Origin of the sequence: Mycobacterium sp. (assembly GCF_049683935.1) — a bacterium.
GTDB lineage: Bacteria > Actinomycetota > Actinomycetes > Mycobacteriales > Mycobacteriaceae > Mycobacterium.
Window position 1 is genome coordinate 1 of the sequence record NZ_JBAUJR010000271.1, and the last position, 11,331, is coordinate 11,331.

The window sequence follows — 11,331 nt, forward strand, 5'->3', positions numbered from 1 at the left end:
GGAGGTCGACCGGGTGTTCGACAGCGCGGCCCGGCACCCCTCTGCGATCGGCCAGGTCACCTCCCTGGACGAGGCCCGCACCACGGTGCTGCTCGACGAGATCGTCTCCCACGTCGCGGCCGAACCCCGGTTGGTGGATCCACGGGTGCGTGAGCTGTGTGAGCACGAGCCCATGCTGGCAACGACGTTGCGGGCCTACCTCGACGGGTTCGGTGACGTGGCCACCATCGCTGGAGCGCTTCACGTGCACCCCAATACCGTGCGCTACCGCATCCGTCGGATCGAGAAGCTGCTGTCGACGTCGTTGGCCGACCCCGACGAGCGCCTGGTGCTCGCTCTGGGACTGCGCGCCAACGAGCTCGCCTGAGCGGATCGGGCGCGCGCAGCGACCGCGAGGGTGCTTCAGCGCGCCGGATCCGCCAGGCGTTGCACAGCCGCACCGATGCGTTCGTCGGTGGCGGTCAACGCCACCCGCACATGGCGGGCCCCCCGCGGCCCGTAGAACTCCCCGGGAGCAACGAGGATCCCGCGCCCAGCCAGCCAGGCGACGGTGTCGCGGCACGGCTCGTCGCGCGTCGCCCACAGATAGAGCCCGGCCTCGGAGTGATCGACGGTGAAACCGGCAGACCGTAGCGCCGGAAGCAGGGCTTCGCGCCTCCGTGCGTAGCGGTCGCGCTGCTGCGCTTCATGGGCGTCGTCGTCCAGCGCGGCGACCATCGCGGACTGCACCGGCGTCGGCACCATCATGCCGGCGTGTTTGCGCACCGCCAGCAGTTCGGCGACGACTGCCGCATCGCCGGCGACGAACCCCGCGCGGTATCCGGCCAACGACGAGGTCTTCGACAGCGAATGCACGGCCAGTAACCCGGTGTGGTCGCCGTCGCAGACGTCGGGATGAAGCACCGACACCGGCGCCGCGTCCCAGCCGAGCCCGAGATAGCACTCGTCGGAGGCGACCAGCACGCCGCGTTCGCGAGCCCATTGCACGACCTTGCGCAGGTGATCGACACCCAGAACCTTGCCGGTCGGATTGCTCGGCGAGTTCAGGTAGAGCAACGCGGGTGTCGATGAGCCGCTTGCGCGAAGCGGAGACAGCACCGAAGGGCCGAGCTGGACAAGCGAGTCGGCCCGCTCGACCATCGTCTCCGCCAGCAGAGCGCCCACCTCATAGGTGGGGTATGCGAGCTCCGGAACGACAACGGTGTCGGTGGGACCCAAACCCATCAGTGTCGGCAGCCACGCGATCAGTTCCTTGGTGCCGATCACCGGCAGCACAGCATTCTCGGACAGTCCGGTGATGCCGTATCGACGCGCCAGCGCCTTGACGGCGGCCTCGCGCAGCGCGGCCGTGCCTGCGGTGGTCGGGTAACCCGGAGCGGCGCTGGCGGCAGCGAGGGCGTCCCGGATCACCGGGGCGACCGGGTCCACCGGCGTTCCTACCGAAAGGTCGACGATACCGTCGGGGTGTGACCGTGCCAGCGAGGTGACATCGGCCAAGGTGTCCCAGGGGAACACCGGCAGCGACGACGAGACGCGCAGGCGGTAGTTAACGCGAGACGTCGCTCAGTCCTCACCCTGCGGAGGCAGGTCCTTGACCGGCTGCGGGTCGTTGTCGGTCTGGCCGACCTTCGACGCGCCACCGGGGGATCCGAGCTCGGCGAAGAAGTCCGCGTTGTACTGCGTGTAGGTGTTCCACTGATCGGGGACGTCGTCCTCGTAGTAGATCGCCTCCACCGGGCAGACCGGTTCGCAGGCACCGCAGTCGACGCACTCGTCGGGGTGGATGTACAGCATGCGTGCACCCTCGTAGATGCAGTCGACAGGGCATTCCTCGATGCACGCCTTGTCTTTCACGTCGACGCAGGGTTCGGCGATCGTGTACGTCACGAAGGTCTCCTCAAGTCCTCTCGAACAACCGGTGTGGGCTGCTGTCTCAGGCACGGCACAGCTGGCGACCGCGACCAGCCTCAGCAAGTATCCCTGCTGGATGTCGGTCGGGTTTCTCAGTGTGCCCTAACTCGCGCGCAAACCCAGTTAGGGGTTGCGCGTGGTTACAGATACTAAACGTCCCACCGAGAAGTCGCCTAGTACCACACCCCTATGCGCCTGAGTGCAGTGCAACTAGTTGCATAACGGCCGACTTCCGGCTTACTGTGCGCCGGTGGCACTTCCACACGCGATCCTGGTCTCGCTCTGCGAGCAGTCGAGTTCGGGCTATGACCTGGCCCGCCGTTTCGACCGCTCGATCGGCTACTTCTGGGCCGCCACCCATCAGCAGATCTACCGCACTCTGCGCACGATGGAGGACGACGGCTGGGTGCACGTCACCGAGGTCCCCCAGCACGGCCGACCGGACAAGAAGGTCTACACCGCTTCGGCGGCCGGCCGCGCCGAACTGGCCCGCTGGATCGCCGCCCCCCTGGTGGGCCGGGGCGGATCGGTCGCCGACAGCCGAACACGTGACCTCGCGGTGAAGATCCGCGGCGCTGCACACGGCGACACCGGCGCACTACGCGCGCAGGTCGTCTCGCTGCGTTCCGAACGCGCCGAGTTGCTGGACGTCTACCGGGAATTCGAGAAGACTCAGTTCCCGGATCCGAGCATCGTGCGGGGCACCGACCTTCACCAGTACCTGGTGCTCCGTGGCGGCATCCGCGCCGAAGAGAGCGCGATCGAGTGGCTCGACGAAGTGGCAACGGCCCTGGAAGGTCCCGCATGACCCAGCCATACCCAAACCTGTTGTCACCGTTGGATCTCGGCTTCACCACGCTGCGCAATCGGGTGGTGATGGGTTCGATGCACACCGGCCTCGAGGACCGCGCCCGCGACACCGATCGGTTGGCGGAATACTTCGCCGAACGTGCCCGGGGCGGCGTCGGGCTGATCATCACCGGCGGTTACGCGCCCAACCGCACCGGTTGGCTGCTGCCGTTCGCAGCGCAGATGGTGTCGGGTTCGGACGCCCGCAGACACCGCCGGATCACCAGCGGCGTGCACGATGCCGGGGGCAAGATCCTGCTGCAGATACTGCATGCGGGCCGTTATGCCTTCCACCCGTTCTCGGTCAGCGCCTCGTCGATCAAGGCTCCCACCAACCCCTTCCGGCCGCGGGCACTGCGCGACGTCACAGGCACGATCGACGACTTCGTCCGCAGCGCGGTCCTCGCCCGCGACGCGGGTTACGACGGCGTCGAGATCATGGGCAGCGAAGGCTATCTGCTCAACCAGTTCCTGGCGCCGCGCACGAACAGGCGCACCGACGCGTGGGGTGGCTCGCCCGAGAACCGCAGGCGGATGCCCGTGGAGGTCGTGCGCCGCACCCGCGAGGCCGTCGGCCCCGACTTCATCATCTGCTACCGCCTGTCGATGGCCGACTACGTCGAGGACGGCCAGAGCTGGGACGAGATCGTCGCACTGGCAACCGAAGTCGAAGAAGCCGGGGCGACGATCATCAACACCGGGATCGGCTGGCACGAGGCGCGGATCCCGACCATCGTGACCTCGGTGCCCAACAGCGCCTTCGTCGACATCAGCAACGCGGTCGCGCAGTACGTCGACATCCCGGTGATGGCGTCCAACCGGATCAACATGCCCCAGTCCGCCGAGCAGATCCTCGCCGACACCGATGTCAGCTTGATCTCGATGGCCCGGCCGCTGCTGGCCGACCCCGACTGGGTGCACAAGGCGAGCGTGGATGCCGCTGACGAGATCAACACCTGCATCGCGTGCAATCAGGCCTGCCTGGACCACGTGTTCGTCCACAAAACCGTGTCGTGCCTGCTCAACCCACGCGCCGGCCACGAGACGACGCTGATCCTCGGCCCGACCCGGAACTCCAGACGCGTCGCGGTCGTCGGCGCCGGGCCCGCCGGACTGGCCACCGCCGTCACCGCCGCCCAACGCGGGCACCGTGTCACGCTGTTCGAGTCCCGACCCGAGATCGGTGGCCAATTCGATTTGGCGCGAAGGATTCCCGGCAAGGAGGAGTTCAGCGAGACCATCCGCTACTTCACTCGCATGCTCGACAAACACGGTGTCGAGGTGCGGCTCAGCACCCGCGCCGACGTCGACGCGCTGGCCGGCTTCGACGACATCGTGTTGGCGACCGGCGTGGCACCGCGGATGCCCGACATCCCCGGCATCGACCACCCGATCGTACTGTCCTACGCCGAGGCGATCACCGGCACGCCCGTCGGCAAGAGCGTCGCGGTCGTGGGCGCGGGCGGCATCGGTTTTGATGTCAGCGAGTTCCTGACCACCGATCACTCCCCCACCCTGAACCTCAAGGAGTGGAAGGCCGAGTGGGGCGTGGCCGATCCGCAGGAAGCCCGTGGTGCGTTGACGACACCGCTGCCCGCGCCCGCGGCACGGGAGGTCTACCTGTTGCAACGCACCAAGGGGCCGCAGGGCCGCACACTGGGCAAGACGACGGGCTGGGTGCATCGGGCGTCGTTGCGAGCCAAGGGCGTTCACCAACTCTCCGGAGTCAACTACGAGCGCATCGACAGCGAGGGGCTGCACATCAGCTTCGGGCCGGACCACTCCGACCCCCGGCTGCTGGAGGTCGACAGCGTCGTCATCTGTGCGGGCCAGGAACCGGTGCGCGACCTCGAGGACAGCCTGCTGGCGCGCGGCATCACCCCGCACATCATCGGCGGTGCCGCGGTCGCTGCCGAACTGGACGCCAAGCGGGCCATCCGTCAGGGCACGGAGCTGGCCGCCCGGCTGTAGCCCCGCCGTTCCGCGAGCGCGCGTTGTTCCGCGAGCGCGCATGTCTGCACGCGACACGCCGCCGCCGGCTGGCATTTCCCGCTCGCTCACGGGCTATGACAGCGCGCAGCCCGTCACCCGAGTCACCCGCGTCACTGCCGAAGTGCGGGACAAAGCCCAGGACGGTGGGTTGCGCCTCGCGCACCACCAACCCCTCGCGGAACGGTTGCGGCGCGTCGGTGGAGCCGACGGGGCCCGATCGGTTGGCGCTGTGGATGGCGGACACCCGCAGGGGCCCGTCGTGCAAGTCGGGGCACCACAGGGGCTGTGACGGTGGAATCGACAGGTCGAGGCCGCCAGGTCCGGTGTCGTACGTCGCCGCGGCTGCGGTTCGGGAACTCCACGCCGGCAGGTATGACGCCGTCCAGATCGTGGGGTCGAGACGGGTGAATCGCTCATCGAAATCCGAGGCGGCCACCGCCTCAGATTAGCCCGGGAATGAATTCGGACCATGGTCCGTTTAGTTGAAGGTACTCCGTCGGAGGACCCGACGCCCGTCCACGAAAAGAGATCCCATGACCACCGCCACCACCCAACTGTCCACCGGAACCTGGGCCATCGACCCCGTGCACTCCTCGGTCGGCTTCTCGGTACGCCACCTCGTCGTCAGCAAGGTCCGGGGCGAGTTCGAGACCTTCAGCGGCGCGATCACCATCGCCGAGGACGGCACGCCGTCGGTTCGCGCCGAGGTGTCGGTCGACTCGATCAACACCCGCAACGAGCAGCGCGACGCGCATCTCAAGTCCGCGGACTTCTTCGACGCCGAGAAGTACCCGCTGGCGACGTTCGTCTCCACCGCGGTCCGCAAAGACGGCGACAGCTACGCCGTCGACGGTGACTTCACCCTCAAGGGCATCACCCGGTCCGTGACCTTGAACCTGGAGTTCAACGGCGTAAACCCGGGCATGGGCCACGGTGAGGTCGCCGGCTTCGAAGCCTCGGTCGTGCTCAATCGCAAGGACTTCGGCATCAACATCGACATGCCGCTGGAGACCGGCGGTTCGGTCGTCGGCGACAAGGTGACCATCACGCTCGAGATCGAGGCGCTCAAGCAAGCCTGATACCACCGGGTGCAGCCACCGGTCCCCGGTGGCTGCACTCGACGGCTATTCGGTGATCACGCCCCATTTGGCTTCGGTGCCGGTGTGACCGATGCGCACCACCTGCACGATCGATGCCGACCCCACCACGAGAGCGACGACGGCCACGACGACGGCCGCGGCCTTCTGCGGTTTGTCAGACCGAATCGCGCGGACATGCACCACCGCGATCGCGATCGCCATCACCAGCAGCGCAACCGAGAAGAAGATCATCGTCTCGCCACGCTCCTCATGCAGTTCCAGCACGGGACTGTGTGCGCTCTCGCGGTTGTAGAGCCACTCGCCGGCCTCGGCAGTCAGCGGCGTCAGCACCAGGTTGACCGTGGCCAGGACCAGCACCAGCCACACAAATCGTCGTCGCGCCGCAGGCCAGAACGCACAGAGTATTCCGAGCAGTGCGGTCAGTGGGGTGAGGACGACGATGGCGTGCACGAGTAGTGCGTGCGCCGGCAGACCCGCAAAAGTGGTCATGGTGGCTCCTTGGCCCCTGAGATCGGGTGGCTGATCTCGCCGATCTGGTCGATGGCCAACGTCAGCCGGTCCCCCGGCCGCAGCCACCGGCCGGTCTCCATCCCGCTGCCGCCGGGAAGAGTTCCGGTGGCAAAAAGCTCACCCGGATAGAGCATTTCGCTGCGGGACGCGTGTGCAAGCACCTCCCCGAGTGACCATTGCATGCCGCTACTGAACACGGTGCTGATGGTCGTCCCGTTGATCGCGACGGATCCGCTGAGATCAGTGATGCGCGGCAGGATCTCGTCGGCGGTCACCGCGATCACCGACATCGACGACAAAAAGTGCTTGGCTTTCTGCGGCCCGAAGCCGGTCGCCATCTCACTGCGTTGGACATCGCGGGCACTGAAGTCGTTGACCACGACGAACGCGCCGATCGCGTCGAGCGCTTCCCGCGGGCTCGCGTCGAACAGCGGGGCCTGGAGCACAAAGCCGATCTCCAATTCGAAGTCCAGCGCCGAGGAGTACGACGGGATCGCGACCGGACTGCCGCTGGGCACGAAGTTCAAATGGTTGGACATGTAGTAGATGGGTTGCCGGTAGAACAGAGCCTTGGGCTTGAACAGCGGGAACGGTTTGCGCGTCAGCTTCTCGACGGCCGCGGTGGCGCGTGACTGCCCAGGGTGGAACCGCTTCACCAGCCCGCGTGCCGCGTCGATCGCATGTCGTTCGTAGAGCATGAAATCGCGGAACGAGGCGGGCTGGAACGGGAGCACGTGGCCGGCCGTGTCCAGATGGCGCGTAGCCGCCGCGAGTTCCCAATCCCGGGCGAACACCTCGCCGCCCAGTGCTGTCCGATCCTGCGTAGGCGCCCACGAACCGTCGGATGCCAGCGCCTGCAGTTCCAGGACACCGTCGGTGACAATCCGTCGAAGCTTCACACCGTCAGTCCTACCAGCCTCGCCGACGAGCAAAAAGGGCCGGGTCGACGCCCGCGAGCGTGCGCACGGTGCGGGCGGTCAACGGCGTGTCGGCGTGCAGACACGCGCGCTCGCGGGGCAAAAGCTAGGCGGCCAGTGGGGTGTAGGTGGTGGTGCGCTGCCGCGCGGGACGGCCGATGCCCGCGGCGATACCGACCAGATCCTCGACGCTCTTGTACGAGCCGAACTCCGAACCCGCCATCCTCGAGATGGTCTCCTCCATCAGGGTGCCGCCGAGGTCGTTCGCGCCGCCGCTGAGCATCACCTGGGTGCGCTCGATACCGAGCTTCACCCAACTGGTCTGGATATTGGAGATCCGGCCGTGCAACATGATTCGCGCCAGCGCGTGCACTGCACGATTGTCCCGGTGCGTCGGTCCCGGCCGGGCCCCGCCCGCCAGGTACAACGGCGAGGACTGATGGACGAACGGCAACGGCACGAACTCGGTGAAACCGCCTGTGTGGTCCTGGATTCCGCGGAGCACCCGGAGGTGTCCCACCCAGTGCTTCGGTGTGTCGACATGGCCGTACATCATCGTCGAACTCGACCGCAGACCGACCTCGTGGGCAGTGGTGACCACGTCGATCCACGCCGACGTGGGCAGCTTGCCCTTCGTCAGGATCCAGCGCACCTCGTCGTCGAGGATCTCCGCAGCGGTGCCCGGTATCGAGCCCAACCCGGCTTCCCGCAGCGAGATCAGCCATTCGCGGATACTCAAGCCGCTCTTGGTGACTCCGTTGGAGATCTCCATCGGGCTGAACGCGTGCACGTGCATCGACGGCACCCGGGCCTTGACCGCACGGACCAGGTCCGCGTAGCCGGTGACCGGCAGTTCGGGGTCGATGCCACCCTGCATGCAGACCTCGGTCGCACCGGCGACGTGCGCCTGCCATGCCCGCTCGGCGACCTCGCCGGTCGACAGCGAGAAGGCGTCGGCATCACCCTTGCGCTGGGCGAAGGCGCAGAAACGGCACCCGGTGTAGCAGATGTTGGTGAAGTTGATGTTCCGGTTGACCACAAACGTCACGTCGTCGCCGACGACGTCGCGCCGCAGTGAGTCAGCCAGTGCCGCAACAGCATCCATTGCAGGCCCCTCCGCAGTGGCCAGCGCGAGATACTCGTCGTCGCTGCATCCGGCGGGGTCGCGTTCGGCTGACCGCAGCGCCGCCAGCACGTCGGTGCCGAGACGTTCGGGGGCGCGCGCGGCAAGCTCGTGCACCTTCTCCCGGATGGACTCCCAGTCCCCGAACGCGCTGCCGAGATCGGAGCGGGTCTCGGTGAGCCGGCCCTGCGCGTCGATCGCAGAGTGCAGGTCGGTGCGGCCCAGCGACTCGGTCGCCTCGTCGGGCTCCTGCCAGGGACGACCGACAGGGTTGACGTCGAGGGCGTACCCGGTCTCGGGATCGGCGAGGACGTCCACATGTCCCTGCACCCGCGGGTCGATCCAACCGGCGCGGGCCTGCACGTACTCAGGCTGCGCCGTGAGCCGTTGCACCAGGTCGTAACCCGCTTCCGCGGTGACGGCGGCCAGTTCGTCCAGAGCGGGCCACGGACGCTCGGGGTTGACGTGGTCGGGTGTCAACGGTGACACCCCGCCCCAGTCGTCCACCCCGGCTCCGAGCAACGCCAGGCACTCGGCGCGCGACACCAGGTTCGGCGGGGCCTGGATACGCATCTTGGGACCCATCACCAGGCGGGTGACGGCGAGGGTCGCGAGGAACTCCTCGATGTCGGCGTCGGGCGTCGAGGCCATCGCGGTGTGGTCCTTGGCGCGGAAGTTCTGCACGATCACCTCTTGGACGTGCCCGAACTCCTTGTGCGAGCGCCGGATGGCGTGGATGGTCTCGGCACGTTCGGTGACGGTCTCGCCGATGCCCACCAGCAGCCCGGTGGTGAACGGGATGGACAATCGGCCCGCGTCGTCCAACGTGCGCAATCGCACCTGAGGGTCCTTGTCCGGGCTGCCGTAGTGCGCCTCGCCGCGCACCTCGAAAAGGCGGCGCGACGTCGTCTCCAGCATCATGCCCATCGACGGCGCAACCGGCTTGAGCCGCGACAGTTCCGACCAGCTCATGACGCCGGGGTTCAGGTGCGGCAGCAGTCCGGTCTCCTCGAGCACCCGGATCGCCATCGCCCGCACGTAATCCAGCGTCGAGTCGTAGCCGCGCTCGTCCAACCACTGACGCGCCTCGTCCCACCGGTCTTCGGGGCGGTCTCCGAGAGTGAACAACGCCTCTTTGCAACCGAGTTCGGCACCGCGGCGTGCGACGTCGAGAATCTCGTCGGGCTCCATGTACATGCCCTTGCCCGCGGCACGCAGCTTGCCGGGCACCGTCACGAACGTGCAGTAATGGCAGGTGTCGCGGCACAGGTGGGTGACGGGAATGAACACCTTGCGCGAGTAACTCACCGGCAGTCGGCCGGTGGCCCCGCGACGGCCTGCGGCCTCCAGACCCGCGTCACGCACCCGCGCGGCGCTGACGCACAGCTCGGCGAGGGCGTCGCCGCGCGCCGTCTGGGCGATCGCGGCTTCGTCGACGTTGAGAGCCACGCCGTCACGGGCCCGGCGCAACACCCGTCTCAGGGCGGCCGGACTGGGAGTACTGGACCTCGGCGGTACGGCCGGGTTGGGCAGATCGGCGCCACGCTGGGTATTCAGAGCCACTTCCCTGTAACCCCGGCGATCTCGCGGATCATCCGCGCGTCTCACTATTTGAAACCGAGTGCGCACGGCGTGCCCCTGACATAGCAGTCACAGTAGTCACCCGATGCGGACGCCGGTGTCCGCCCCGACAAACGGCCGGGTCTGGCGTCATCGCCCCGGCGAGGGCGGACGGCGCGTGAGCAACCACGCCGCCGGCAGCGCTCCCAGCGTCAGGAGCAGTAGCGGGGCGAACTCCATGATTCCGGTGCCACCGAACACGATGTCGTCACCGGGACCGCCGAAGCTGAACACCAGCACGGTCAGCAGCCAGGTCCACACCGGTACCGCCGCCACGCGCGCACTGTCCGTCCACTGCAGCGCCACCCAGACCAGGAGTGCGTTCACCACTCCGCTGAGCACCGCGCTGATGGGAACCGGAACCCCACCGATCCGCAACGGCAGGAAAAATACGGCCATCAGGGCTGAGAGCACCCCATCCACACCGAGAAGAACGAGGACCACCACACGAAGCCGGTCCGAAACCGGCGCGGGCGACCCTGTCAGGTCGGGATGCTGTCGAGCACGGAGACCAGCGAACCGACGACCCACTGGAAGCTGTCGAGCCGTTCCTGCCAGTGCTGCAGGTTGGGATCCAGGTCCGGGTCCATGTGCTCCACCCCTTTCGCACCCTCCGGGTGCTTCAGCCGTTTCGCACCCTCCGGGTGCGGCCGCCTCCGGGGAGCTTACCCGGTCATCGCGACGTTAACCCACGTTCAGCCCGGCCAGCAGGTCGGTCTCCCAGTTGCGGTCGTCGCGCTCCCCGGAAGCACCGGCAACCAGCACGTAGTACTCGGTCGAGTCGACAGGCAGTGCGAGGTTGTTGGACAGAGCAAAGCTCCGCTCGTCGGGTGCCACGCTGATCTGCGTCTCGTGGGCGCGCATCGCGGCCACCCTGGCGGGGGCGTGTGCACTCACGTCCAGCGCGGCGTCGATCGCGTCATCGGAGTAGCCGAAGAGAGGCAGGTCGTCGGCGGACACCGTGATCCATCCGTCGGGCACGTCGGTCATCGCGGCCAGTCCGGCCGCCAGCGCCGCTGCCGACGTCACGGTCCAGTACAGCTTGGGCACCTGCCAGCGGGCCGCCTCGACAGCCGCGGTCGTCACCCGGTGGACGTGGATGTGGTCGGGATGTCCGTATCCGCCGTCAGGGTCGTAGGTGACGACGACGTGCGGACGGAACTCGTCGATCGCAACGGCCAGCGTGGCCGCCTGCTCGGTGAGATCCCCGTCGACGAAACGTTGCGGCCCCGGCCGAGGGGGGGTGCCCGCCATCCCCGAATCGCGCCAGCGCCCGGGCCCGCCGAGGAACCGCGGGCGGTCCACCCCC

11 protein-coding genes are annotated in these 11,331 nt (G+C 67.6%); 4 read left to right on the top strand and 7 right to left on the bottom strand.

The features are described 5' to 3' along the window. On the top strand, window positions 1-367 hold a 367-nt coding region (locus WA965_RS15825; protein WP_526447773.1), incomplete at its 5' end, for a PucR family transcriptional regulator. A 35-nt stretch (window positions 368-402) separates the two neighbouring features. Here WA965_RS15825 and dapC read toward each other — a convergent pair. Both dapC and fdxA read right to left on the bottom strand, forming a co-directional pair. Then, a complete protein-coding gene (dapC, locus tag WA965_RS15830) occupies window positions 403-1,539 on the bottom strand; it encodes a succinyldiaminopimelate transaminase (RefSeq protein ID WP_526296578.1) in 1,137 nt (378 codons plus the stop codon). A 24-nt stretch (window positions 1,540-1,563) separates the two neighbouring features. Then, the gene (gene fdxA, locus WA965_RS15835; RefSeq protein ID WP_526296560.1) at window positions 1,564-1,887 is read right to left on the bottom strand and encodes a ferredoxin; all 324 of its coding nucleotides are present in this window, start codon (window positions 1,885-1,887) and stop codon (window positions 1,564-1,566) included. Between the two features lie 274 nt (window positions 1,888-2,161). Between fdxA and WA965_RS15840 the strand changes: the two genes are divergently transcribed. The 3 genes from WA965_RS15840 to WA965_RS15850 all read left to right on the top strand — a co-directional run bounded on the left by WA965_RS15840 (window position 2,162) and on the right by WA965_RS15850 (window position 5,831). Next, window positions 2,162-2,719 carry a PadR family transcriptional regulator gene (locus WA965_RS15840; protein WP_526296562.1) on the top strand — a complete coding sequence of 186 codons (558 nt, stop codon included), beginning with the start codon at window positions 2,162-2,164 and terminating at the stop codon, window positions 2,717-2,719. Continuing rightward, on the top strand, window positions 2,716-4,731 hold the full coding sequence (locus WA965_RS15845) for an FAD-dependent oxidoreductase (protein ID WP_526296564.1): 2,016 nt from the start codon (window positions 2,716-2,718) through the stop codon (window positions 4,729-4,731). Before WA965_RS15840 ends, WA965_RS15845 begins: the two co-directional genes overlap by 4 nt. A gap of 554 nt (window positions 4,732-5,285) precedes the next feature. Beyond that, window positions 5,286-5,831, top strand: a complete 546-nt coding sequence (locus WA965_RS15850) for a YceI family protein (RefSeq protein ID WP_526296566.1) — start codon at window positions 5,286-5,288, stop codon at window positions 5,829-5,831. 45 nt (window positions 5,832-5,876) lie between these two features. Here the strand turns inward: WA965_RS15850 and WA965_RS15855 are convergent, their stop codons facing one another. The 5 genes from WA965_RS15855 to mshB all read right to left on the bottom strand — a co-directional run. Next, window positions 5,877-6,341 carry a DUF2231 domain-containing protein gene (locus WA965_RS15855; protein WP_526296568.1) on the bottom strand — a complete coding sequence of 155 codons (465 nt, stop codon included), beginning with the start codon at window positions 6,339-6,341 and terminating at the stop codon, window positions 5,877-5,879. Further along, window positions 6,338-7,261: a fumarylacetoacetate hydrolase family protein gene (locus WA965_RS15860; protein ID WP_526296570.1), complete on the bottom strand. Its 924-nt coding sequence runs from the start codon at window positions 7,259-7,261 to the stop codon at window positions 6,338-6,340. Before WA965_RS15860 ends, WA965_RS15855 begins: the two co-directional genes overlap by 4 nt. A 124-nt stretch (window positions 7,262-7,385) precedes the next feature. After that, window positions 7,386-9,965, bottom strand: a complete 2,580-nt coding sequence (locus WA965_RS15865) for a bifunctional FO biosynthesis protein CofGH (RefSeq protein ID WP_526447775.1) — start codon at window positions 9,963-9,965, stop codon at window positions 7,386-7,388. A 147-nt stretch (window positions 9,966-10,112) separates the two neighbouring features. Beyond that, window positions 10,113-10,553, bottom strand: a complete 441-nt coding sequence (locus WA965_RS15870) for a hypothetical protein (RefSeq protein ID WP_526296574.1) — start codon at window positions 10,551-10,553, stop codon at window positions 10,113-10,115. 153 nt (window positions 10,554-10,706) lie between these two features. After that, on the bottom strand, window positions 10,707-11,331 hold a 625-nt coding region (gene mshB / locus WA965_RS15875; RefSeq protein WP_526447777.1), incomplete at its 5' end, for an N-acetyl-1-D-myo-inositol-2-amino-2-deoxy-alpha-D-glucopyranoside deacetylase.

What these genes read in the sequence shown, in the direction of transcription:
- WA965_RS15845 (WP_526296564.1), top strand. Translation starts at nt 2,716, where the DNA reads ATGACCCAGCCATACCCAAACCTGTTGTCACCGTTGGATCTCGGCTTC.
- WA965_RS15850 (WP_526296566.1), top strand. Translation starts at nt 5,286, where the DNA reads ATGACCACCGCCACCACCCAACTGTCCACCGGAACCTGGGCCATCGAC.
- WA965_RS15855 (WP_526296568.1), bottom strand. Translation starts at nt 6,341, where the DNA reads ATGACCACTTTTGCGGGTCTGCCGGCGCACGCACTACTCGTGCACGCC.